The organism is Methanococcus voltae PS (assembly GCF_024807035.1).
Lineage (GTDB): Archaea > AGJL01 > Methanococci > Methanococcales > Methanococcaceae > Methanococcus > Methanococcus voltae.
In genome coordinates this window covers 312846-337530 of sequence record NZ_JANUCQ010000001.1, presented here as the reverse complement: position 1 = coordinate 337530, position 24685 = coordinate 312846, and the positions used below count along the sequence as shown (strand labels likewise).

At 29.8% G+C, this 24685-nt stretch carries 36 protein-coding genes; 6 read left to right on the top strand and 30 right to left on the bottom strand.

The window, feature by feature from the left end; all coding sequences use genetic code 11:
• Positions 1-340: 340 nt before the first annotated feature.
• Positions 341-1273 (top strand): MraY family glycosyltransferase, encoded by a 933-nt coding sequence (locus M2325_RS01720; RefSeq protein ID WP_259050636.1) that lies wholly within the window; start codon positions 341-343, stop codon positions 1271-1273.
• Positions 1274-1582: 309 nt separating this feature from the next.
• On the opposite strand, the gene secY is transcribed toward M2325_RS01720, so the two are convergent.
• The 26 genes from secY to M2325_RS01590 form a co-directional block, all read right to left on the bottom strand.
• On the bottom strand, positions 1583-2911 hold the full coding sequence (gene secY / locus M2325_RS01715) for a preprotein translocase subunit SecY (protein WP_209590361.1): 1329 nt from the start codon (positions 2909-2911) through the stop codon (positions 1583-1585).
• Positions 2912-3163: 252 nt separating this feature from the next.
• Positions 3164-3469 carry a hypothetical protein gene (locus M2325_RS01710; RefSeq protein ID WP_209590359.1) on the bottom strand — a complete coding sequence of 102 codons (306 nt, stop codon included), beginning with the start codon at positions 3467-3469 and terminating at the stop codon, positions 3164-3166.
• On the bottom strand, positions 3459-3890 hold the full coding sequence (locus tag M2325_RS01705) for an uL15 family ribosomal protein (protein ID WP_209590357.1): 432 nt from the start codon (positions 3888-3890) through the stop codon (positions 3459-3461). Before M2325_RS01705 ends, M2325_RS01710 begins: the two co-directional genes overlap by 11 nt.
• 52 nt (positions 3891-3942) lie before the next feature.
• Entirely contained in the window at positions 3943-4407 is a 465-nt protein-coding gene (locus M2325_RS01700) for a 50S ribosomal protein L30 (RefSeq protein ID WP_209590354.1), read from the bottom strand.
• Positions 4408-4565: 158 nt separating this feature from the next.
• A complete protein-coding gene (locus M2325_RS01695; protein ID WP_209590352.1) occupies positions 4566-5231 on the bottom strand; it encodes a 30S ribosomal protein S5 in 666 nt (221 codons plus the stop codon).
• A gap of 9 nt (positions 5232-5240) precedes the next feature.
• Positions 5241-5825 (bottom strand): 50S ribosomal protein L18, encoded by a 585-nt coding sequence (locus M2325_RS01690; RefSeq protein WP_209590350.1) that lies wholly within the window; start codon positions 5823-5825, stop codon positions 5241-5243.
• Positions 5826-6136: 311 nt separating this feature from the next.
• Positions 6137-6586 carry a 50S ribosomal protein L19e gene (locus tag M2325_RS01685; RefSeq protein ID WP_209590348.1) on the bottom strand — a complete coding sequence of 150 codons (450 nt, stop codon included), beginning with the start codon at positions 6584-6586 and terminating at the stop codon, positions 6137-6139.
• Between the two features lie 162 nt (positions 6587-6748).
• Entirely contained in the window at positions 6749-7153 is a 405-nt protein-coding gene (locus tag M2325_RS01680) for a 50S ribosomal protein L32e (RefSeq protein ID WP_209590346.1), read from the bottom strand.
• Between the two features lie 8 nt (positions 7154-7161).
• Positions 7162-7710, bottom strand: coding sequence for a 50S ribosomal protein L6 (locus tag M2325_RS01675; RefSeq protein WP_209590344.1), 549 nt, complete (start codon positions 7708-7710; stop codon positions 7162-7164).
• 87 nt (positions 7711-7797) lie between these two features.
• Positions 7798-8190, bottom strand: coding sequence for a 30S ribosomal protein S8 (locus M2325_RS01670; RefSeq protein ID WP_209590342.1), 393 nt, complete (start codon positions 8188-8190; stop codon positions 7798-7800).
• A gap of 37 nt (positions 8191-8227) precedes the next feature.
• Positions 8228-8389 carry a 30S ribosomal protein S14 gene (locus M2325_RS01665; protein WP_013180434.1) on the bottom strand — a complete coding sequence of 54 codons (162 nt, stop codon included), beginning with the start codon at positions 8387-8389 and terminating at the stop codon, positions 8228-8230.
• Between the two features lie 11 nt (positions 8390-8400).
• The gene (locus M2325_RS01660; RefSeq protein WP_209590340.1) at positions 8401-8946 is read right to left on the bottom strand and encodes a 50S ribosomal protein L5; all 546 of its coding nucleotides are present in this window, start codon (positions 8944-8946) and stop codon (positions 8401-8403) included.
• A gap of 258 nt (positions 8947-9204) precedes the next feature.
• Entirely contained in the window at positions 9205-9939 is a 735-nt protein-coding gene (locus M2325_RS01655; RefSeq protein WP_209590338.1) for a 30S ribosomal protein S4e, read from the bottom strand.
• Positions 9940-9950: 11 nt separating this feature from the next.
• Positions 9951-10310, bottom strand: coding sequence for a 50S ribosomal protein L24 (gene rplX / locus M2325_RS01650; protein WP_209590336.1), 360 nt, complete (start codon positions 10308-10310; stop codon positions 9951-9953).
• A 30-nt stretch (positions 10311-10340) separates the two neighbouring features.
• Positions 10341-10739, bottom strand: coding sequence for a 50S ribosomal protein L14 (locus M2325_RS01645; RefSeq protein ID WP_013180438.1), 399 nt, complete (start codon positions 10737-10739; stop codon positions 10341-10343).
• 22 nt (positions 10740-10761) lie between these two features.
• On the bottom strand, positions 10762-11088 hold the full coding sequence (locus M2325_RS01640) for a 30S ribosomal protein S17 (protein ID WP_209590333.1): 327 nt from the start codon (positions 11086-11088) through the stop codon (positions 10762-10764).
• A gap of 489 nt (positions 11089-11577) precedes the next feature.
• Positions 11578-11940: a ribonuclease P protein component 1 gene (locus M2325_RS01635; protein ID WP_259050634.1), complete on the bottom strand. Its 363-nt coding sequence runs from the start codon at positions 11938-11940 to the stop codon at positions 11578-11580.
• A gap of 118 nt (positions 11941-12058) precedes the next feature.
• Complete coding sequence (gene yciH / locus M2325_RS01630; protein ID WP_209590330.1) at positions 12059-12367, bottom strand: stress response translation initiation inhibitor YciH; 309 nt, start codon at positions 12365-12367, stop codon at positions 12059-12061.
• Between the two features lie 217 nt (positions 12368-12584).
• Entirely contained in the window at positions 12585-12794 is a 210-nt protein-coding gene (rpmC, locus tag M2325_RS01625; RefSeq protein ID WP_209590328.1) for a 50S ribosomal protein L29, read from the bottom strand.
• A 27-nt stretch (positions 12795-12821) separates the two neighbouring features.
• Entirely contained in the window at positions 12822-13478 is a 657-nt protein-coding gene (locus M2325_RS01620) for a 30S ribosomal protein S3 (RefSeq protein ID WP_209590325.1), read from the bottom strand.
• A gap of 83 nt (positions 13479-13561) precedes the next feature.
• Positions 13562-14023: a 50S ribosomal protein L22 gene (locus M2325_RS01615; protein WP_209590324.1), complete on the bottom strand. Its 462-nt coding sequence runs from the start codon at positions 14021-14023 to the stop codon at positions 13562-13564.
• Positions 14024-14041: 18 nt separating this feature from the next.
• Positions 14042-14272, bottom strand: a complete 231-nt coding sequence (locus M2325_RS01610) for a hypothetical protein (protein WP_259050632.1) — start codon at positions 14270-14272, stop codon at positions 14042-14044.
• Between the two features lie 428 nt (positions 14273-14700).
• Entirely contained in the window at positions 14701-14970 is a 270-nt protein-coding gene (locus M2325_RS01605; protein WP_209590321.1) for an elongation factor 1-beta, read from the bottom strand.
• 168 nt (positions 14971-15138) lie between these two features.
• The gene (locus M2325_RS01600; protein ID WP_209590320.1) at positions 15139-15303 is read right to left on the bottom strand and encodes a zinc finger domain-containing protein; all 165 of its coding nucleotides are present in this window, start codon (positions 15301-15303) and stop codon (positions 15139-15141) included.
• Between the two features lie 309 nt (positions 15304-15612).
• On the bottom strand, positions 15613-16368 hold the full coding sequence (locus M2325_RS01595; RefSeq protein ID WP_310572586.1) for an amino acid kinase family protein: 756 nt from the start codon (positions 16366-16368) through the stop codon (positions 15613-15615).
• 88 nt (positions 16369-16456) lie between these two features.
• Positions 16457-17827: a M20 family metallo-hydrolase gene (locus tag M2325_RS01590; RefSeq protein ID WP_259050630.1), complete on the bottom strand. Its 1371-nt coding sequence runs from the start codon at positions 17825-17827 to the stop codon at positions 16457-16459.
• 271 nt (positions 17828-18098) lie between these two features.
• Here M2325_RS01590 and M2325_RS01585 point away from each other — a divergent pair, with 271 nt between their 5' ends.
• The 3 genes from M2325_RS01585 (at position 18099) to M2325_RS01575 (ending at position 20093) form a co-directional block, all read left to right on the top strand.
• Positions 18099-18884 carry a basic amino acid ABC transporter substrate-binding protein gene (locus tag M2325_RS01585; RefSeq protein WP_209631606.1) on the top strand — a complete coding sequence of 262 codons (786 nt, stop codon included), beginning with the start codon at positions 18099-18101 and terminating at the stop codon, positions 18882-18884.
• A gap of 477 nt (positions 18885-19361) precedes the next feature.
• The gene (locus M2325_RS01580) at positions 19362-19844 is read left to right on the top strand and encodes a hypothetical protein (RefSeq protein ID WP_209590314.1); all 483 of its coding nucleotides are present in this window, start codon (positions 19362-19364) and stop codon (positions 19842-19844) included.
• Positions 19845-19928: 84 nt separating this feature from the next.
• Positions 19929-20093 carry a preprotein translocase subunit Sec61beta gene (locus tag M2325_RS01575; protein WP_374759654.1) on the top strand — a complete coding sequence of 55 codons (165 nt, stop codon included), beginning with the start codon at positions 19929-19931 and terminating at the stop codon, positions 20091-20093.
• Positions 20094-20240: 147 nt separating this feature from the next.
• Here the strand turns inward: M2325_RS01575 and M2325_RS01570 are convergent, their stop codons facing one another.
• A complete protein-coding gene (locus M2325_RS01570; RefSeq protein WP_259050629.1) occupies positions 20241-20972 on the bottom strand; it encodes an amino acid ABC transporter ATP-binding protein in 732 nt (243 codons plus the stop codon).
• A complete protein-coding gene (locus M2325_RS01565) occupies positions 20956-21621 on the bottom strand; it encodes an amino acid ABC transporter permease (RefSeq protein WP_209590309.1) in 666 nt (221 codons plus the stop codon). Before M2325_RS01565 ends, M2325_RS01570 begins: the two co-directional genes overlap by 17 nt.
• Positions 21622-22246: 625 nt before the next feature.
• Between M2325_RS01565 and M2325_RS01560 the strand changes: the two genes are divergently transcribed.
• Together M2325_RS01560 and M2325_RS01555 are read left to right on the top strand one after the other, a co-directional pair.
• On the top strand, positions 22247-22564 hold the full coding sequence (locus M2325_RS01560) for a transcription factor S (protein WP_209590307.1): 318 nt from the start codon (positions 22247-22249) through the stop codon (positions 22562-22564).
• A gap of 362 nt (positions 22565-22926) precedes the next feature.
• The gene (locus tag M2325_RS01555) at positions 22927-23460 is read left to right on the top strand and encodes a YfcE family phosphodiesterase (RefSeq protein ID WP_209590809.1); all 534 of its coding nucleotides are present in this window, start codon (positions 22927-22929) and stop codon (positions 23458-23460) included.
• Between the two features lie 120 nt (positions 23461-23580).
• Here the strand turns inward: M2325_RS01555 and M2325_RS01550 are convergent, their stop codons facing one another.
• Together M2325_RS01550 and M2325_RS01545 are read right to left on the bottom strand one after the other, a co-directional pair.
• A complete protein-coding gene (locus M2325_RS01550; protein WP_209631607.1) occupies positions 23581-24000 on the bottom strand; it encodes a 4Fe-4S binding protein in 420 nt (139 codons plus the stop codon).
• A gap of 40 nt (positions 24001-24040) precedes the next feature.
• Complete coding sequence (locus tag M2325_RS01545) at positions 24041-24562, bottom strand: 4Fe-4S dicluster domain-containing protein (protein WP_209590304.1); 522 nt, start codon at positions 24560-24562, stop codon at positions 24041-24043.
• Positions 24563-24685: the final 123 nt, after the last annotated feature.

Below are 24685 nucleotides of genomic sequence, written 5' to 3'. Positions count from 1 at the left end.
GAAGATAAAATATAACAATCTAAATTAATAATTAAATATACTGTGTTAGATAAATTTAATTATTATTTAGATATTTATCTACATTTAATATATAATTTATTGAAATAATATAAAACTAATATATATGCAGATATCAAATTGTAAATTAGTATTTACTTTTTGGATTTGATTAATTAAGATAATAAGTCATTAGTATTTTATTTATTGAAATATACATATCTATTCATTTAATAGCTATCTATATATAATTTATGAATTAATTCCTATTGTTAGTATATTTCTCAATATAATAAGGATTATAATAGAATAACATTAAAATATGGCTAAAAGCGGTGAATTTATGGTTTACAATAGTATGATTTTAGGAATAAACACGGTTTTCTCAAGGGGGTATAGTTTAATAATAATATTAGGTTTTTTTACGAGTATTATTTTAACTAAATTTATGATTAACAAAATGGTAGATTGTAAATTTGGAAATGATTTGCATAAAAAAGAAAAATTAAAAGTTGCCGAAATGGGTGGTTTGGCATTATTGTTAACGTTATCAATTTTTTTACCATTTATAGAAGCTAATTTACTAGTGCCTGTATTAATAGCAGGTATTTTGGGCGTTATAGATGATATTGCGAAATTATCACCCAAAGAAAAGCTTTTAATTCTTGCACTTTCTGCAATACCTACGGGATTGTTACTTGGATTTAGCCCGATTTATATTGTTTTATTGATGTTTGGGATTTCCATATGCTCTAATTTTACAAATATGCTTGCAGGATTTAACGGTCTCGAAATAGGAACTGGAACACTTGCATCTTTATTTTTAGCATTGATAATGTTACAAAATGGAGATATTATAGGGTTCAATAGTCTAATCCTATTTTTTGTGACATACTTGGGTTTTTTGACATATAATAAATATCCTGCAAAAGTATTTCCCGGGGATACTGGGACATTACCAATTGGTGCGTTTTTAGCAACTTTAGCAGTATGGAAAAGTGCCGTATTACCACTTATTATCATAATGATACCTTACATCATAGATGCAGGTTTAAAATACTATAGTGCAGGAGTTACAAAAAGAGAAGAACACAAACCAACACAATTAGGCGAGGATGGTAAACTATATGTGGCAGGAGGCTACTTGTCATTACCTAGATTAATACTTATGAAAAAACCGATGCGGGAATATAATATAGTCTTTGTTATTTGGGCATTAGAAATTCTATGCGGAATTACTGCGTTATTTGTAAATTCGACGGTTAAAATAATTTAAAAAACTAAATTAATCATATTTTATTACTTTAGTAATCTTATTTTATTATATTATTTTATTATATTATTTTATTATTATTTTTAAAATATTATTATGTATGATTGATTTTATTCGTTTATTAAATAAATATATAAAACCCGTAAATTCATTAAAAGGATTAAAATTGCATATAATAGATTAAAAAAACTTATTTTTAAAAAAAACCTGGAAAAAAATAAAAAAATTTAAAATTGGGAACATTAGGGGTATCAAATTATTATTTGATAATAATTTATTACCTTTATGATATATAAATATTAGGATTTAAGTTTACTTTTTAACTATCTTAGATAACATAGGGTGTAAATCCGATAGTTGTTCTTGAACTAATTGCTCATAGAACCTGTAAACGATTGATACTGTAAGTAATACCCCAGTACCACCACCTAATGCACCAGTAAAGTCTGCAAGTGCCGCAAGGAGACCTACAAATGCTGAACCCATAACCGTTATTGGTTTGATGTATCTTTTTAATCTGTTTTCAATGGATTTGTTACTTTTCCTAAATCCTTTGATTGCCATATTTAAACCGCCAAGTCTCTGCGCCATTGATTTAGCATCGAGTCCGGAAGTTTCAACCCAGAATAAACCAAACAATACACAAAATCCTATTAAGAACAATGTATAAACTATTGCGTGAATAGGGTCAGATATTACACTGGATAAACCATATGGTGTTGAGAAGTAGTATGCAATACCATCTATTGCCCTACCATTTGAATAAGTACCCAATAATGGGAATCCTATTTTATAGAGTACTAAACCCCAGAGTTGGAAGTTTGCAAATAAAGCCGCTGCAAGGATAACAGGCAAGTTTGAAACGTAGATAAACTTAATTGGGTATTTACCTACTGCACCTTTAACCCTACCATGAGCTAATGGTATTTCAACCCTAATACTTTCAGCATATACAACAACAAAGAATACTGCTATTGTAGCCAATATTGGCAATATGTACTCCAAAGCTGGACCCATACTTCCTGAAACTAATGCACTAAAGAATTTCCATAAATAACCTTGTGGACCTAAAGCACCCACGAATATTGTTTGGGAAACCCCTGCTGCAATGAATAATCCGATACCTGAACCTATACCATATCTTGAAACAATTTCATCTAGGTAAATAAGTAATATAGCACCGATTGCTAACTGCAATATTAGAGCTAATGACATCATCGGCGTAAGTGCCCCAAAAGCTCCTGCTAATACGAACATTCCAGCTTCTAAGAAACATAAGAATATACCAAATGCTTTTTGGAGACCTTGGAATAATGCCCTGTTATCAGGTTTTGACATATCTAATTTGACCAGTTCAGAACCAATTAACAACTGCATTATGATACCTGCTGTAACGATAGGACCAATACCTAATGTGATAAGAGTACCCATTTTTGATGCAGTAACAGTTTGCCAAAAGTCGAATAGCGCGGGAATTTCCGAACCGCCAGTATAAACATCTATTGTACCCAATATGAAATATAATAGAAGTACAATTCCTGTCCAATAGAGCTTACCTTTAAATGATATTTCCCTGTCAGGTCTCTTAACTTCCGGTATATATTCTAAAACGGGTCTTATTTTTTGAAGAAATGTTTCCAAAATATCACCCAAATATTACGCATATTGTAACCATTTAATTAAAAATTATATTACAATATAGGTTTTATTTACGATTTTAATAATAAATTATGTACTCATAGATTAATAGTTTATAATCTATGGATTTAGTTGTATAATCTCCTAATTACATCAACATACATTTACATAGTATATTAATATAACGATTTAAATCGAAGTTAATATTAAATTATAGACTGTCAAATCTGACAATTTTCACCTAATTTAGATAACCTAATTACTATAAACATTATAAACAAAAATACTAGATTTAACCATTCTAAAAGAGTATACACCTAATTTAATACCATTGATATATTTATTTTTTATTAAATTAAATGGTTCATATACACAAATTCCATAAAACACTTTTTTAGCAATATTTTTAAAAAAAAGCTTTTTTTCATAGATTTTTGTATAGTATTCACTATCATAAAAAATAAAAGCCAAAAGAAGAATTATTTGAATGCTAATTCTAATTTTATTGTTATTACCATTAAAATTTTTAAAGGTAAGACGTTTTTCAGAATTATAATTCAACAGCTTCTCCCCCTGCTGCTTCTAATTTTGCAACTGCGTTTTCTGAAAACTCTGTTGCTGAAACTGCCATAGCTAATGATATTCTACCTTTACCGAGTATTTTATCAATACCTAAAGCTGCCGCATCTACAACGATTTTGTCACCGTCTTTTTTAAATGCGTCAATGTTGCTTAAAACATATTCTTGGAGTTCTCCAACGTTAATTGTTTTTAAGTCTTTTATGAGGCTTGCGTGTCTTACAAATCCACTTCTTCCGAAGTAGTCAGGGTTGAATTTACAGATGCTTAACCATTTATGTTTCTGAACACCTGCGTTACCTCTACCCCCTCTGTGACCTGCACCTCTGTGCTTTTTAGCTTCTCCATAACCGCAGGTTCTGGAGCCTCTTAATTTAGTGATTTTTTTACTTTTTCTAATCATTAAGACCACCTTAAATTACAAATCTAACTATATAACTTAACAAAAAAGTTAATTACATCATCTTTATAATTAAATCGTTTATTTTTCCAGCTCTGTAACCTAAGGCTCCACCTACTGAAAAAGGCCTTTTGATTCCTTCTTTGTCGTATCCTTTTCTTGGAGGGTGTAATCTGAATACAGGTTTTACTTCTGTATCTTTTAACTTGATTTCGCCTGACATAACTTTTTCAGCTAATTCTGAAACTGATAAATCTGTAGATTCTTTAACAATTTCTTCGCTTACTCTGTTGTTGCCTGCTAATCTTCCTCTTTTTAAGATTAACTTTTCGAAGGTTTCGTTGTCAACTTCACCGTAGGTTACGAAATCCTTAACTTTTTTAACCATTCCAACATAATGTTCATTTTCTGGAACAATTACACAGTGGTTTACTTTGTGGAGTCTTAACATTTTTAAGGTATCAGCGATATCTTTTTTAACGCCAACACTTCCTCTTACTCTAATAACTGCGTAAGCCATGTTTTCACCATTGACCTTTTTATAGGCATTATATGAGTTATCCGTTAAACTTAACCGAATATCACATAATTTATTTAATAATAAATAGAAATTAATAAAATTATACAAAAGTATAATCAATTAATTAATAATTAATCGTTTTTAGATTATCGAGCTAATTAGAATACTTTACCTTCCTTAAGACCTAATTTAGCCTTTTGGTTAGGTAAGCATTTTATAAAGTTTAAGTTGTTTAAAGAATCAAATACCGCTAATGCGAAGTTGTATGTTGTTCTTGTGTCTCCGAATGTTTTTGTCCAAACATCTTTAACACCAGCGAGTCCTAAAACCGCTTTAGCAACGTTACCTGCAACTAAACCTACACCTCTTGGTGCTGGTATGATTTGAACTTTAACACTACCGCAGTTACCTTCTGCTGTGAATGGGATTGAGTGTGGTCCACCGCAACCGCATTCCCATGAACCGCAACCTACTCTTACTCTAATGAGTGATAATTTTGCGTGAGCGATAGCTTTTCTAATAGCTGGGCCAACTTCTTTAGCTTTACCCATGCCTACTCCAACGTAGCCGTTTTTATTTCCAACTACTGCTGTAGCTCTGTATCTTGCTCTTCTTCCTGATTTGTGCATTCTTTGAACTAATTTAACGTCCAAAACTTGCTCTTCAAGTTCAGGTAAAAGTGCGTCAACAATCTCTGGTTCAAGTATAGGAGTACCTTTATCGATGATTTCGTCGATTGAGGTAATTTGCCCTTCCTTTACTAACCTACCAACTTGAGTTTTTGGTTCCCAAGCATCGGTGTTAAATCTTCTTTTTTCAGCCATTTTATCACCTTACAAGCTAAGGATTTTTTCTTTTATTTCTTCAAAGTGTGCTGGCAAATCTTCAGGGTTTAAACCTTTTTCTAAGTACTTTGAGAATTGTTTCTTGTAAGCGTCTTCGTCTTCAGCTTTTAAAACTTTTGCGTATTCAGCAATGTGAGCACCTGCTAGTCTTTCCTCATTACCGATGATTTCATCACCGTGTGGAATTTCTAAGCCTGCATCAAGAGCACCTTTTAAAACTGCAAATATTGCAGCTCCTTTTGTAGCTCTGTGTAAACCTTTATCAAGTACTGCTTCTTCAATGCCTTCTTTCACAGCTTTTTTACCAATCAATAAACCTGTTAAGTACGCTGTTGGTAAGTTACCGCAGTGTCCTTTGTATCCTAATTTAACAAGTTCTTTTGAATGTGCTGAAGCTAATATGATATCTCCTTTCTCATCGTAAGCTACTACTTGAGCTACAATGTTGTTCAAGGATTTTCTCGCAACTAATCTTGGCTTACCAGACAATAATAATCCTAATCTTTGTCTGAAATCTGTTTTTCCTTCTCTTCTTCTTCTAAAAGGAACTCTGTACTTGGCGTTTGTTGCCATAACCATTCCTCCTTATAACTTTAGTTATAAATCGATAATAATTACTGAATATTGACTAATCGTTAATAGAAAATTATTAAATCTATTGAATAAATCTAAAATAAATTTAATAAACAAATTCAATAAATAAATCTATTAAACCTATTAAATTCAATTAAACATTGTAATTATTAATTTTAGTAATTATAAAGGATAATTATTTTATGAAAAGATTATTAAATCAAAATACTGAATCATAAAAACCCAATATCACGATAATTTTAATTAATATTATTAAATTAATAAAATTTAATTAAATATTAATTTTTAAATTATTCGCTTAAGATACCGTGGTCTTTCATGTAAAGCTTCATGTGGTTTCTACTTCTGAAAGCGCCACCTTTAGCCATTCTGTACAATTTTCTGTACTGTGTTCTTTCGATTTTTTCGTCTTCTCTCATTTCTTTTAGCATTCTTCTTAAAGGTCTAATTGTGTTCATCCATTTTTCTTTTTTAGGAGTTCTTGCACCTTTAGCCCCTTTTCTAGAACCTTGGCCTTTTCTTTTGCCTTTTCTTTTCTGCTCTTGTATCTTTTTCTTTCTTGCGCTACTGATACCCTTTTCTTGTTTCTTAACAATGATTCCATCTTTCACTAAAGCTCTGATGTCATCTTTGGTAATTGCAAGTTTAACTTTTTCCAAGTTTTCAGGGTCAACCCATACTCTATCAATACCGCAATCGAGTATGTTAGCTGCAATTCTTCTTTGAGTTGATACATCCATAATATCACCTGTCTTTACATTTTCAGACGTATGGATTCGATTGTTATAATTGCAATAACATTAATTCATGAGAATTACTCTAAATTAGCCTGAATTTGATAATTGAATATTAGAATTGAATTATTATATTATAATGTAAGTATAATTTGAATTTTTACTTAATTATTGTAATAATTCTTCTTGTTTCTGTTTTGAGATGTTTAAAATTCTAATGTTTAATTCATTAGCCTTTTTAATCATTTCAATTCTTTTTCTCTTACCAACTGTTGCTGCAATTCTTGCTGCTTGAGTTTCAGGGTTTAAAGCTGAAATCTCTTTAACGTTGTTAACAAGAATGTCTTCTAAACCTGATGGATGAAGATTTCTTACTAATGCAGGGCATCTATATCCGATTTTAACTACAGCACATCTGTGTTTCAATCCAATTCTCATACCACTGTGTTTACCGAATGGTCTTCTCCAGCTGGTACCGATTCTTGCAGTTCTGTGGCTATCTTGTCTTTTGAATTCAGGTCTTTTCTGTTTCATTTTGAGTTTTAATCTCATTAATCTTTTAAAATCACTCATGAAACCACCTATAATACCTTACCTGCTTTTTCAACGATGTAGATACCGTCTTGGAATACTCTTGTATCTCTTCCGCTTACTTTAGTGGCTTGTTCAATGTTTGCAGCAGTTTGACCAACGAATTCTTTGTTAGTTCCACTTACTACTACTTGTTCACCGCTTACTTTAACAGTAACTCCAGGCATTACTCTTGCATTTCTTGGGTGTTTTTCACCTAAGAAATTGTCAATAACTACAACATCGCTTTTAACACTTACTTTCATAGGAAAGTGAGCGTATTTAATTGCTAATTTGTATTCAAAGCCTTCTGTAACTCCTTTTATCATGTTAAGAGCGTGTGCTTTATATGTACCTACCATAGCGGTCTGTTTTTTATTTGGGAAAGAACATTTGATAACTAAGACATCGTCTTCTATTGAGAATTCGATTCCGTTGTAATTTAATGTTTTTTCTAATTGTTTACCGCCGGATTTTACAGTAATGTTGTTGCCGTTTAGTTCAACATTTACATTTTCTGGGATAGTAACTTCTTCCCTAATGAGTGCAGCAACTGGCATAACTATACCTCCTCGTCTCATTGTATGAAAATACAATAATAATGAATAATATCTTAGGATATTAGCTTATAAATTTGCTTAACGCAATTAGTAGATGTATGAAATTAACCTTCCACCAATTCCAGAATCTTTTGCTTCATCGTGAGTCATTAACCCTTTAGGGGTGCTCACAATTAACAAACCGAAACCTTTTGCTGGTAAGTATCTCTTTTCAAACTTTTCAAATTCTTGATTTTTAACTGCGAATCTTGGTTTTACAGCGCCACATTTGTTAATCTGACCAATTAATGTTACTTTGTAAACTCCCGCTTTACCATCTTCAATGTATTCAAAGTTTCCGATGTATCCTTGGTCTTGCATAACTTTGAGTACTCTTCCAATTAATTTAGATGCAGGTTTTAAGTAAGCTGTGTTTTTACCTACGTTTTCACAGTTGGATATATGGTTCAATGCGTTCGCAAGAGGGTCCATTAAGCTCATACTGTTACCTCCTTGTCCTTTCTAATCCTTTCATCACTTAATCGTACTTTTTAAATCCTAAGTTTTGTGCCATTTCTCTAAAGCATTGTCTACATAAGTTTAAGCCGTATTTTCTAATAATTCCCGGTCCTTTTCTTCCGCATCTTTTACAAACCTTGGAACCTTGTCCAAATTTTTTCTTGAACGGTGCTTTTGTCATACATACTCACCTTATTCTTCAAGTACTTCCATACCGAATGTTGATTTAACTAATTCGATAGCTTCGACTTTTTTAACTAAGTGTTTTTCAGGAATTGTGTTTCTGTTAAGCTTTCTTGATTTAACTCTGTATCCTGACTTTTCAAAAGTTACACATACGTCCATACCGTATATTCCAACTGATGGGTCGTATTTTTGGCCTGGGAAGTCAATGTGTTCTGGAACACCGAATGAAAAATTACCTACTTTATCAAATGACCTGTCGTATAATACTTTACCAGATGCTTTGAAAGCAGTGAAAGCGTTCTTTAAAAACTCTTCAGCTTTAGTACCTCTTAAGGTAACTTTCAATCCAATTGGTAATTTTTTTCTGATTCCGAATGCAGGGTTAGTTTGTTTTGCCAAAGTTCTTACAGGTGATTGTCCCGTAATATCTTCAATAACTTTAGCTCCAATGGTTAACCTATCGCCTGCTTCACCAACACCAAAGTTTACTGTAACTTTTTGAATTCTTGGTTTTTTCATCGGTTCTTTTTCCCATATTTCTTGGAATGACATATTTTGCCCTCCTAATGTTTTTAGGGTTCTTGTTTCTAAAGTTATATCTTTTAGAAATAATATTTAGAAATCTTTGAAATTAACCAATTTCAATTATTGTAAAATAATCAAAATTAATTCAAATTTAGCTAATCTACCATAAGTATTAACAAATTATCAATATCAAATATCTAATACCAAATATCTAATATTAGTAATATATTAATAAATAACAATGGAATAGATAAACAATCTTTAATTAATTGATAAACTCAATAATTATAAATTGATTACTGGTTCATTGTCGCCTACGATAAATACGTAATCTTTAACGGTTTTAAATTGTTCGCCGTCTTTTGTTTCAAGTGTAATTATATCTGCATATAATTTTCTTTCTTCAATTTCTACGATTTTAGCGAATTCTCCAACGTGTTTACCGCCAGTAACGTATGCTAATTTGTTTTCTCCAAATTGAACATGTCCTGCAATTTTTTGTTCAGGTATTGATAATAAAATACTGTCGCCTGTTTTGTAAACGTCTTCTTCTGCTTTTGAAGCGTCAGCAACGGTTACTATTTGGTTTCTACCATCGTGTAAGTTTAACTGGATGTGTCCACCTTTAATAACTGTTTTGTTTACAATTTTACACAATTTTACATCAGCATTTTCAACTTTGTTTAAAGTCAATCTTCCGGCTTCGTCAAATAATACAACGTAATTTTCGTTCATTAAAGGAACTGAAATTAAATCCATTAATCCTACTGGAAGTTTGTATTCTTTTCTTTTTCTACCGTCGATTAAGATTTTTCCTGTTTGGATAATCTTTTTAGCTTCTCTTGAATTGTCAGCGTATTTTAATACATCTCTTATTATCAATAACAATGGTAATGATTTATCCATTGCGTGTGAACCAGGTGCAGGTCTTACTGTGAATGTTCTGACTTTTCTTGGGATTTGCCAGTTTGCTGGAGCGGCTAATCTTTTTAGATGTCTTTTAGGTCCTTTAACTGCCATGCTCACACCTCTTAATTATTAGCGTTTTTAAATCTCTTATCGTCTGAATCATCCAACTTTACAATCATCAAATTTGATGGGTGTATAGGGTATGATTTTTCTGTACCATCTTGTTTTTTGTTAACTACGCCAGCTACAACTACATTGTAGTTTCTGTAACTTACGTTGGTAACTTCTCCTTCAACGCCTTTGAAGTTTCCTCTCATAACTTTTACTAAGTCTCCTTTCTTCAAAGGTATTGAATTCTTATTTAATTTTTCTTTTAACTCTTTTGACAACATCGCTGACATTAAGTTGTTTCTTAAATGTAACGGTGCGTTGTAGAGTGCTTTTCTTTGCTTTCTTGGCTGTTTTGAACTAGTCAACACCATTATTCCACCTTACTTATTTTTGTGACTCGATTAGTGAATAATTTTAGCCAATCTTGAAACACCAGGCCATCTTTCAGCAGCTTCTTTTGAAACTGGACCTTTGATTTCTGAACCTTTTGGTGTTCCTTCTGGTGTTACAATAACTGCTGCGTTATCTTCAAACTTAACTCTTGAGCCGTCTGCTCTTTTATATTCTTTCTTCTGCCTGATGATGATAGCAGGTAAAACTTGCTTTCTCATTTCAGGAGTACCTTTCTTAACTGAAACAAAAACCATCTGACCTACACCAGCAGCTGGTAATCTTCTAACTACACCAGAGTAATTCTTAACTGATATAACTTCCAATTCTTTAGCTCCTGTATTGTCTGCACAGAATATTCTTGCTCCGTTTGGTAATGACCTTACTACGGTTGACCCGATTCCTTTCATGATATTCACCCATTTAAAGGAATTATTCTTGTATTGTCTTTTCGATTACTACAAAAGATTTCGTTTTGCTGATTGGTCTGCATTCCATAATTTTCACGATATCTCCAACTTTCGCTGAGATACATGGTGAGTTATGTGCAATCATGCTAACTGTTCTTTTTTCGTATCTTTCGTACTTTGACAAGTATCTTATAATTTCTCTTTCGATTACAACTGTGTTGTGTCCTTTATCTGAGGTTACTACGCCTTCGAATGTTTGACCTCTAACTGGTAATTTCCCGTGGAAAGGACAGTTTATGTCATCACAAACATTTTCAGGAGTTTTTACATCAATTCCTATGTTTGTCATTATTATACCTCCAGATATAGAGTGTATTTTGTATATGTGATACATATAATTATTAATTGGTATAGTCCCAGAGTAAATACGGGTTACAGGTATATAAACATTTTTCAGATATCAAAATACAATTTAATTATAAAAATAATTAACATATTTTAAATATCATTAAATATTTTTTTCTGTTAAATTTATAATAATACTCATAAATCATACAAAATTAGCAAATTACTTCGCAATAATCAAAAAATCCACATATTCATTTTAATCATCGTATTTAATTAATAAAATGATTCAAATAAATAAAATTTTGATTATGTTTTGTATAACCCATAATACTTTAATATACACACTTATATAAGTTTAAATGCATCTTGGGACCATTAAAATAATTTCTAACGATTATAATAGGGTTATCCTTAAAAGCCAAACAAATACATCGATTTATATAAATTATATAAATATATAAATTATACAAATTTTATATTTACTTAACATTTAATAAGGATAAATTTTTTTGAATTTTCTTTTCAACCTATCTTCAGGTCGTCCTACAAGTAAATTTCCATCGATTTTTACTTTAAAAAGACCCTCGGAAGTAGTTACGTCGAATTGAAATACTGCAATATCTTTTGGAATTTGAAATTCATTGTAAGAATATTGTACGTCATCGTCTAAGTATTCGTTCTTTTGCTCGTTAGTAACAGAAGAATTTACCACTTTAGACTCAACGGTTAACGTATTTCTTGTTTCGTCAACAACTACTCCCTTTTTACCGATAAGTTGCTTGTTATTACATTGAATTACTTCAACGCTTAACCCTATTAACTCATGTCTGAGAATATCTTTCGAAATTTTCATGGGTGTCCCTACCCAAATAAAGGCTTGTGGGTGTACTTACGTATCCACTACCTTTTCAATAATATTTAATGTAGTAAGTTAGTATGGTAATATAGTATATAAACTTAATTACAACTAATTATCTTACATCAATCATATTCTTTGAGAAGCCCATACCTATGAGAATGTCTTCAGCTTTTTTCCTGTGATCTCCTTGCAATTCGATACTATCTTTCTTAACAGTTCCACCGCAAGCACAGATATCTTTTAATTTCTTTGCAAGGTCTTTAACGTCTATAAGGTCTGCGTCGAAGCCTTCAACAACAGTCATCAATTTACCAAACCTACGTTTAGTAACATAAACTTTTATTTTCTGTTCTTCTTTAGCTATTTCCTCACAAACACATAAATCTTTAGGTAAACCACATATTGGACAAATCTCCGGCATTAATGCACCTCTCGTTTTGATACAACGTTTTGTATTTTTTGTATTTTATATTCAATTTTATAATAATTATAAATAATCTGCATATTGTAATATCAATTATGCCATATTTATAGCTATTAATTTATATTATTTAAACTTAATGTCGACTTTTTATAAAAATACATTTTTTTAAATTAATTTAATAGAATGTACTCCAAATATTCGCCATTAAACTTAATTAAGCATTTTGTGCTTCTTTTTCTTTCATGATTGTCAATACTCTAGCAATTGTTCTTTTAAGAGCTTGGATTTTACCAGGATTTGAAGGTGCACCGCCTGTTGCTTTATTAACGCCTTCTTTCATTAACTCTTTTTTCATTTCAACAATTTTTTCTTGCATTTCTTCGAGTGACAATTCTCTGATTTCATTTGCTTTTAAGATTGCCATCTTACCACCTTTTTATGTATTTGGTGTTTATTGTTCTTCTGTTGCTTCAACAACTTCAGCTACTTCAGCTACTTCTGACACTTCTTTGATTTCTCCGGAAGTGATTATGATTTCGTCAGGTAATGATACATCAGGTAACATGATTTTTACAGTAACTCCAACTACACCTAATTTTAATTTTGCAAGTTGGTGTGATTTCATAACCAATTCTTCTGATGGTTCACCACAGTGTTTCATGTATCCATCCATGAACTTTTCAGTTCTTGACCTTTCACCGGATAATTTACCGGAAACGATAATAGATACACCTTTTGCACCAGCATTCATAACTCTTCTTATTGCTGAGTGTGCTGTTTTTCTGAAGTGCATACCTTTTTCGAGTGAAGCTGCAATTTTGTGACCTACTACTGCAGGGTCTAAATCAGCGTTTTCGATTTGTTTAACTTCGATTTGTGGGTTTTCGATTTTGTAAACTGTTCTTAAGGTTTCAGTTAATTCTTTAACCATTTTACCTTTTCTACCAATTACAAATCCAGGTTTTTCAGCAAATACTGTTATTCTTGTACCAATTGGTGTTTTTTTAACATCAATGTGGCTGTAACCAGCTTTTACCAATTTTTTACAAAAATATTCATTAATTAATGCTTCTGAAACATTATTTGTAACAAATGTTCTTTCAATCATTGTTTCACCAATATTCAACGATTTACCATCAGTTCTTATCTTTTAAACTAAACTAATGTAATCATTTTTTATTATATACGCAATTAGTAGAATTCTTCTAATATAACTTGTACATGTACTGTTTCTTGGTATTTAGGTGAAGCCCTACCAAATGCTCTTGGCATGTATCTTTTGATTGTGAATCCTTTGTTTGATGAGATGTGTTTAATTCTCAACTGTTCTGTGTTCATGCCTTTGTATTCTGCGTTTTTCTTAGCATTCTCAAGAACGTGAAGGATTTCTCCCGCAGCTTTTTGTGGGAATCTACCAGCGTGCCATTTTAAGTCCCCTTTTCTGTGAGGAACATCTTTGTCATGTCTTTTGAACGGTACAGCTTGTTCTAACTTAATAACTCTGTTTAAGTAAGCCATTGCTTTGTCTAATCTCATACCGTTTATTTCTCTACAAATCTCAATTGTGTGTTTTCTTGAAATTTTTAAAGTTCTTCCCATAGCTCTTGCTGTTTTGCTTGGGTCAGTTTTAACTTTATAGTTCAATTTAACCATCATATACACCTCAATAGGTTAAAGCTTCATATTGTATATGAGTTTAACAGTGTTGATGCAGTTGACTTTCACATTTCCAACCGTGCTTTTTAATACAAAATTGGGTTTTGCGTGCTTGCCTACTACCATAATAGGTTTTTCATTTTGCCTGATATTTACCGTATATCCCTTTTCGGAAATATACTCTATAGCCGTTTTTAATTGCTTATACTGATTTATATAGTTTTTCATACCGCCCACATTAAACATCTCCCTTCTAAATTTTGAAACCTATTAAACATATTTTAAACATATTTATTATATGTATATCTCATATGTATCGTATTTTAAAATTTAGTTAATCGACATTATATTACGCTGTAATGAATAATTACATAACTACGGGTATTTAGCAATTTTAACTTATCAAATCAAAATTTATACTCTTATAGTAAGTTATCAAGTCTGCAACTTAGTTTAATTAATTTATTTCTGATTAATGCTTGATTAATTTGATTAACATAACTTAATTAATAATTCGATATAACAATAAAAGTACAATACAATGATTCTATTAATTAAACGGTATTTAATGAATAATTAACGTTAATTGCATGTATTTAAATTTACTTAATCCATTTATTAATATTAGTTTTAATTTAAATCATATTATTATCATTTACCATATAATAAATTAATTAAATTAATGAAAGTTCTACAACTTCTGCACTTTCTACATCTTCTAAATCATTCATTGCTTGTTCGATAGGGTCCATTCCACCCTCTCTTTCTTCCATTTCAACCATAACGTAAATTGTGTACAATCCGAATGCCAAAGGTTCGTCTGATACACCCCTACATTTAGCATCATTTTCTCCAACAACTTTTGTTAATTTCTCTTTTAAAGCTTCTTTTTCCACTTCTGGGCTTACAGGCATTACCTTTACTTTAGCAATTACATCAGCCATGATATCACCGATTAAATCGTTTTAATTCTGATATAGATATGATATAGATATATGATATATTCTATGTAAAATATACTATATTAACTATATATTGATTTAATGTGAATTTATTAGATTTAGATAAGTAGTTTAAACCATATTACTTATTACTTGTATTATGTAATTCGATTATGGTCCTTCGTATCCACATACAGGACATTTGTATGCGTTACTTAATTTTCTACATTTTTCGCATCTTACAATCTCTGTTTTACCACAGTTAGGGCATACAAATCTTGTAGCGTTTTCTCTTGGTGCAATTTCTGCATTACATGTAGTACATTTAGCTTTCATTGTTTCACCACTTTTATTTATTTAAGCTATTATTATGGATAAATACAAAAGTAATTTAACATTATTACCATCATATTGCTTCCTAGTTTACTAGGTGCATATCCTATATAATATATAGCCTTATAAAAGTTTTTATGAAATTGAGTAATATAAATTTAAACATATTGTTTAATCGTATTTAAAGTTATATACCACAAAGAATTTTGAGTATAAACTAAATATGATTACTATAAATTATTATATAAACCTATGTAAATCAAATATGATAAAACAGAAAATACATAATAGTTTATTAAATTTATTTAATATTTATTTCAATATTTTTGTATATGTATCGATTTTATTTTCCAAAATACTAATTATCCGTTTTGGAAAATTACCATTTACCACATAGCATTCAATATTGTTAGAACATATGAATTCTGGTAAATATTTATCAATCGAGGTAAAACCTTTAATCGATTTGGCATTTATGGTATTTAATAGTTTTCCTTCAGGGTATTTATTATATATTCCATCAACATCTGTTGCAATTATTAATTTTTTACAATCGATTAAATCTGCAATGTAGCCCGCAAAACTATCCGAAGTCACATCCCAAGAACGAGGTAACTTATCCGTAGATAATATTAGATTAGAAGGTAAAAAAATTAACAAATCCTCATATCGGAACATATCTTTTACATCGTAAATATTATTGGCTGTTTTTACATTTGAAATATCTTTCATATATAGTCCAGTTAAATCCGTGCATAATGTAGCCAATTTATGAGCTCCGTCATCAGAAAGGTTTGTTTTTTCATAAATATCCCTTACATTGTTTGCAAAGTTTCCACCACCGGGAATTATGAGCAATTTTGTTTTTATGAGATTATTAATATCGTTTAATTCTTTAATTTGTATTTTCAATTCTTTTAAAAGATTTTCACAATTTAATGTTAAACTTCCCCCAATTTTCAAAATAACAATTTCATATTCTTTTAATTCTTTTAATTCTTTTAATTCTTTTAATTCTTTTAATTCTTTAGATTTATTATAGTTTAAATTTTTTTCATCGATATTCATAAAATCCCCTAAAATATTAATTGTAAAAAATAAAAATGATTTACTATAAAAATAATTTAAAAATTGATTATTATGTTTATTATCTTTATTAATTATCCTCTTTTACAATCATTGCTAAATATACTTTAGCCATATTTAGTAAATCGGAAATATCGATATTTTCATTAGGTTGATGGGCTGTTTCATTACCCATTCCCCAAACTACAGCTTCATATCCTTTAACTCGTATAGGAGCCGCTACAGTACCGCCCCCCATTCCACATAATTTCGGTTCAATACCCAATATTTTTTCAATTGAATTATTTATTTCTGCTATTGATTTTGAATTTTCAGGCAATTTGCCGGATTTCTCTAGATTTTCAACGTTATAGGTTACATCGATATTATTTAACAAATTCTCACTATAATAAATTAAATTTATAGGTAATTCTCTCTTAAATTTTAATATGGTGTTATCAATTGTTTTTAAAACGTCATCCACATCATAATTCGGTAAAACTCTACAATCGAAATACATTTCAACATTTCCTGGAATTGTATTTGCATTTTCTACGGAATTTTTAAAGATTGTTGGTTCAAAACTTGAGTATGGGAATGTGAATATCTCGTCTTTTGTATCGTATTTTTTATATAGTGTCTTTTGGAGCATATCGCCGAATAAAAATGCCATAGTACCTGCATTAATTCCTTTGAGCGGTGTGCTACCGTGACATTGGAAACCTTTTATTGTAAATTTAATCCACATGATTTGTTTTTCGGCAATTTCCACGAAGTTTCCATGACCTACTCCAAAATCAGGGACTATAATAACATCTCCGTTCTTGAAAAGCTCATCTTCATACTTTAAAAGATGTCTAATTCCATAAGTACTACCATTTTCTTCGTCTGCTACGAAAATTAATCTTAAGTTATACTTTAAATCAGATTCTGGATTTAAGGATTTTTGCTTAAATTCATCTAATATCATTTTTAAGATTAAAAAAGATGATACAATACCTTTTCCGTTGTCTTCACTACCCCTACCATAAATTTTACCGTTTTTTATGACTGGTTCGTACGGATTTGTATCCCATAATGAAATGTCGCCCTCAGGTACGATATCCATATGTGAAATTATTGTTAGACTGTTTTCTTTGTTCAAATCCAAATCTACAACTACGTTAGGTCTTACGATGTTATTTTCATCGGTTGTGTTGTATTCTTTTATTATTAAATCCGCATTATATTTTTTTGCGTATTCTTTCATCTTTTTTATAATATATTGCGCTTCTTCAACTTCCCCTTTTCCCCCAAAACCAGGATTTACAGAGTTTATTCTAATTAAATTTGAAGCAATATTTATTGTTTCATTTTCTAAGTCTTTTTCGTATTGCTCTTTACTTTGTTTTGTCAATAAATTTAATAACTTAGGTGAATCGGATAAATTTTTTAAATTTTTACTATTGGATAGATTTTGCATAATAATAACCTTAATACTCTTTATTTATTACTTCATTATTTAATATTGTTTCATTTTTATTAGTTTATTAGTTTATTTTATTAGTTTATTATTTCATTATTTAGTACTGTTTATTACTATTTTACTATTGTTTACTACTATTGCTTATTATTTTTCATTTTGTCATATATTTTAAGATAAAAACAATTATATATTATTTAAAAGTATATTATTAATTCCTAATAATAAATTAGTTATAGGCACATAAGAATAGATATAATTCGGTGAAATTATGATTAAAAATGGAATTAAAGCTTTATTTTTAGTTGCTTTAGTTGCCCTTGTTGTTTCATTCGCAGGATGTACCGATAACGGCAGTGCAAGTGATAAAGTAGATGATTCAAAAGTGTTAACAGTTGGTTGCTGTGTTGAATTTAGACCTTTTGAATATATGGATGAAAATGGCGTACCAATAGGATTTGATATAGATATTATCAAAGAAGTTGGAAAAAGAATGGGTAAGGACGTTGAAATTATCGACTCACAATTTGATGGTCTTATACCTGCATTAAACGCCAAAAAATATGATTGTGTTATCTCAGCTATGACAATTACAGAAAACAGGTCTAAAGAAGTTAAATTTTCAAAACCTTACTTTGAAGCAGGTCAAATATTATGTGTTATGGATGAAAATAACGAAATAAATTCATTAAAAGACTTGAATGGTAAAAAAGTAGGTGTAAAATTAGGTACTACTGGTGACATCATTGCATCAGCGAGTGCTGGAGAATACAACTACGAAGTTAAACAATACAATAAAATCGGCGACGCTTACATGGATATGAAAAATGGCAAACTCAATGCTATTGTTGTGGATAATGCAGTTGCTATGGAATATTTAAAAGAAAATCCTGGTTTATACAAATTAACCGGTGAATTAATGACTTCTGAATCATATGGTATTGCTACAAGATTGGATGATACAGAATTATCAGAAAAAATCGATAAAGCATTAGACGATATGAAAGCAGACGGTACCTACGATAAAATCCATGCAAAATGGTTTGGTGATGAATAACTAGTCTAAAATCATATAATATAGGATTTAAAGTAATTTATATCTTATTTCTTATTTATTATTTCTTATTTTTTACCTATTATTCCGTATTAATTCATAATATTATATTATTTTAGAGTTATTTTAGAGTTATTTGTAAAGTCGAATACTAGAAACTATTGAATTTTAAAAATATTATCGCAATCTAAATAATTATTTAGTCTATTACATAAGGATAATTTTTTATTCAAAGAAGTGTTTAGTTATTAGTATACTGCATAATATTGTTAAGACTAATAAATCCATATTAATAAATCCATAATTGCTAAATAACGTCATAAAAGTTAATTAAAATATAATAGATGTGATACTATTAAAAATAACAAAAATAATAGAATTAAAGGCAATAATAACGATAAACTAAACATTTACAATAAAAATTTAAAAAATACATTGGTTGTAATATTTAGTTCGTTACTTCTCGTAACTTCTGTTTCCATGTCAGGTTGCTTTGAAGAAGATAATGAAAATATAGATGGAATCAAGTCATTTAATGACTTTAAAAATCAAATACCTCATGAAAAAGTTGGCGTATTAATCCCTGAAATTGCAGAGGCACAGATTGAAAAAGACGCTTCAAAAAGTTCATTCGGCAATAAAAAAATGCAAGGGGCTAGGGGAACTATTTATTATATGAGCAGTATTGAAACTAACAATATTAAAATAATAGCGGATTTTATGGATAAAGAATCTACACACAATTATATGATATACGTTAATAAAATGGGTTCTCGATATATTGTAAATTATTATTCAGTGTTTGGTAAAGGCTCACAATTAACTGAAGAAGATAAAGAAGCTTACGATGAAGTGGCTAGCATGCTTTCAATGGTTTTACCTTCAAAAATAACATTAGTTATGCGTTCTGGAAAATATGAAAGAGACCAGGAAATATACCAATCGATGGTTACTTCAATTTAATATCTGATACATATAAATAATATGAACAGATAAATATGATTAACTAAAAATTCTAAAAATGAATTTATAATGATAGGTGGAATTTTGGCTGGAAAAAACAACGATGAAGGATTGAGCACAAGTGCTGGTTTAGTTAGGTATATGGATACGGACATATCCAAATTTAAAATAGAACCTGAAAAAGTGCTTGGTATAACCTTTGCAATAATTGTTGCAGAAGCTTTGTTAAACTACGGATTTTTAATTTAATAATTTAATTAATTCGATATATTTTAATTATTTTTTATTTTTATTTTTACGCGTATTATATTTTTTTATTATATTTTTATTTGATTTAGTTAAAAAATTAAAAGAGTATTTATTATCTATTTATTATATTTTTATTATATTTTATTTTTAATTATGGGATAAAATTTTTCCAAAGAAGTTTTTAGTTCTGTCATGTTTAGGATTTGTAAATATCTCGGATGGCGCTCCTTCTTCCACGATGACACCTTCATCCATGAATACAATTCTATCACCCACTTCTTTTGCAAAACCCATTTCGTGAGTTACTACAACCATTGTCATACCTTCATATGCTAGTTGTTTCATCACGTCTAAAACTTCATTAACCAATTCCGGGTCTAATGCAGAGGTAGGTTCGTCAAACAACATTGCATCAGGTTTCATCGCTAAAGCTCTTGCAATTGCCACCCTTTGTTGTTGACCACCTGAAAGTTGTATGGGGTAAGCATTTTCTTTATCTTCCAACCCTACTTTTTTTAGCAATTCCCTTGCTTGTGCTTTAGCTTCGGATTTTGATTTTTTTAAAACTTTTATTGGTGCAAATGTAATATTATCCAATACTGTAAGATGAGGGAATAAATTAAACTGTTGGAATACCATACCTATTTTTTGGCGGATTTTGTTGATATTGGCTTTTTTATCACAAATATCTTGGTCTTCGAATATTACTTTTCCATCAGTTATTACTTCGAGACCATTTATGCACCTTAATAATGTGGATTTACCACTACCACTTGGTCCCAATATAACCACAACTTCTCCTTTTTTGACCTTTAAATTTACACCCTTCAATACGTGGTTTTCACCGAATTTTTTATGAATATTATCCATTTCTATCAATTTTCCACCTTTTCTCAATAAATAGTACAATTCTGCTTAATGGTATTGTCATTAATAAATAGAATAAAGCTACACCTAACAATGGTGTCCAAGCGTTATAGGTTGCACCCCTAACCTGGTCACCAACCCTTAAAAGCTCCACAATTGCAATTACGGACAATAATGAGGAGTCTTTCAACAAGATGATAAATTCGTTACCCAAAGCCGGTAAAACGTTCCTAAAAGCTTGAGGTAATATAATATATCTCATAGATTGGAAATAATTCATTCCCAAACTTCTTGCGGCTTCCATTTGACCATGGTGAACAGATAAAATACCTGCTTTTATAATTTCTGCTATGTAGGCGCCACTATTTAAACCCAATGCTAAAACACCGGCTACAAAAGCGTCAAGATTAATACCCAAATCTGGAAGACCAAAGTATATTATCATAATTTGAACTAACATCGGGGTACCCCTTATTAATTCTACATAGATAGCTGAAAAGCCACGATATAAAAAATTTGAAGATATTCTACCAACCCCTACAAATACCCCCAATATTATACCCAATATAATGGATAATACCGTTATTTTAAGGGTCATTAATGAGCCGTCAATTAATCGAGGTACTATTGCAATAAATAAATCAACATCAAAACCTGCCATTATCTCACCATTCTAAAAACTAAAAATATTTCAGTGAATAAATAATTAAATAATTAAATAATTAAATAAATAATTAATTAAACAGTAAATAAACAGTTAAATAAACAAAATCATAAAAAATCATAAATATACATTTATTAATATATTATATATTTTTTTTAACTAGATTAAAAGTTAATGTAAATATATTATTTAAATATTATCTATCTAATATTCTTATATCTTTATTTCCGTATTAACAATTTATTATTACATTTGAATTGCATTCAATATCTCATTATTTTCTATTTTATTCTAAAATTAAGCGACAGATGATTAAAAAATGAAAGTTTGAAAATATCAAAAAATATATATAGTAATTAAACTATCATTAGTTGAATTATTATATAGTAGTCCAAATTATAGTTTTATTTAAAATCAATAAAAAAGCATATAAACTAATAATATCAAAAATAAATTGTAAACTAAAATACTAAAGTCTATACAAAAATTATCGACTATTATTTATGTTAAATAAATTAAAATAAGGTATATTTTAAAAATTTATGATTTAAATTATTTAAGTCAAACTCGTAATTCGTTTTGATTTTAGATTGCGAGTATATATAAAATATAGAGGGAGATTATGGTTAAATTTTGCCCAAAGTGTAATAATATAATGTTACCTAAAGAAGGTAGCTTAAAATGCGTAGTATGCGGATTTGAAACTAGTTTAGAAAATACCCAAGATAAATACGAGTTATCTGAAAAAATAGAAAGCAAATCACAAGATGTTACAGTGATTGAAAATGTAAATACATTACCATCAATTAGAATTGAATGCCCGAGCTGTGGAAATATGGAAGCTTACTGGTGGTTACAGCAAACAAGATGTGCAGATGAGCCTGAGACAAGATTTTACAAGTGTAAAAAATGCTCACATACTTGGAGAGAATACGACTAATTAACTATATTTTTATATAATCTTAATTTAATATTTTTAATAATATAAATTAATGTTTTAAATTTTATTTGTATATTTTAATTTTAAGCCATATGTTAATCTTAATCTTAATTTTTTATATTTTCGTATGCCATAATAATCTTTTTTAAAAATAATATAATTAGTAATAATTTTAGAATAAAATGTATGTACATTTCGCACCATATATGCAAATATATATTGAATTCTTTCTTATTTGTATTACCTATTACATACCAACCCATACGGACGACTACTTGCAAAACTAGCGGGGTGAAAAAATGAATTACAAGGCGATTGGAGAAAGCTTTTATCACAAACCGATTGAAATAAACGACTCTAACATAAGAATTGGTATTATATCAGATACTCATGTTCCACATAGGTGCAACAATGAAAATATTCCAGAATATGTTATAAATGAACTTAAAAAAGTGGACTTGATAATTCATTGTGGCGATTTAACCACTCCAGAGATAATTAAAACATTGAATGATATAAAAAAACCGAAATACAAGCTTATAATCGTAAAAGGTAATATGGATAGGCACGATATTTTATTGTCAAAGGTTAATTTACCTAAAGAATACATATTTGTTGTAAATGGTCTTAAAATAGGGGTAATTCACGGTGATATGATAGAGCCTCGCGGTGACAAGTTAAAAATGAAATATATGGCTCTTGAAAAAGATTTAGATGTGTTAATCTCTGGACATACGCATATACCGATGATTGAAAGCGTAGAAGGTCTTAATAAAACCATAATGCTATTAAATCCAGGTAGTTTCACATGTCCGAGGATACCTTTAAAAACGTTTATGATACTAGATTTTAAAAATAACGAGCTAAATAAAATAGAATTAAAAGAAGTAATGTAAATAATCTAAATAACGTAAATAACTTAAATAACTTAAATAACTTAAATAATCTAAATTAAGAATAATTTATTGAACTATTCTTTAAATTATTAATTATTTGAATTATTTTAATTAGATTAATTATTTATTTAAACTAGTCAATTTTTTTAATTTAACTAACATATCTTCTCTTTTGTCTTCCACTATCTTTGTATATGACGATAAAGCACCTGTTGGACATACATCTACACAGATTTCAGAATCAAATTCCATACAATCATTACATTTTGTAGCAATTCCACTGGAGGTGTCTATCCTTATAGCTCCAATAGGGCATACCTCAGTACATAAAGAACAGCCAATACATTTATCATTGTCGAGGATTATCCTATCCCCTACTTTTTTAAGTGCGTCTTCTGGACATACTTGAACACAAGGGGCACTTTCACAGTGCATACACCTTATTGGAATGCCTTCAACGATAAATATTGCGTTATGGGGGCAGGAACGTTCACATTTCCCACAATCCACACATAACTCAATGTTGGGCATTATTTTCATAATATCACCACGTTATGATATAAATATAATAATTTAATACCTATGGGTTGTTTACTCTTGAAGAAGAAGTTACCAAGGATAATAAATCTTTACTTTTATTTTTATTTGCTTTTGAGCCAGGTTTTGTAACACTTGCTAAATTTGGCAAATTCTTGAGTTTTTTAGATAATACGATATCTTCAACGTCTATTACTTCTAAGCATCTTTTAGAACATGCTTTTATACAAGCACACTCATCATTTTCCTCGATACATAAATCACATTTGTGGGCGGTTTTTTCGTTTATGAAAATTGCACCAAATGGACAAGCTAACGCGCATAATCCGCAACCGATACATAAATCCTCATTTAAGTGAACTGTGCCATTGTTAACGTCTATTGCATTGACAGGACATATTTCACCACAAGGAGCTGAAGCACAATGTTGACATACCACAGGGAAGTATTCGCCTTGATAATCAAGTATACTTATCCTACTAATCCCATGAACCTCTGAACATGCTTTCATGCAATCTCCACAATTATCACAAGATTTACTATCTAACATGACAATTTTTTTCATAATAAATACACCTTTGAATAAAAATTTAATTAATAGTACGAATAGGATTAAAAATTTAAATTACCAATAATTACCAATAACTAAAATATTATAGAATAGTTATTGAGTATTATTCATTTAATT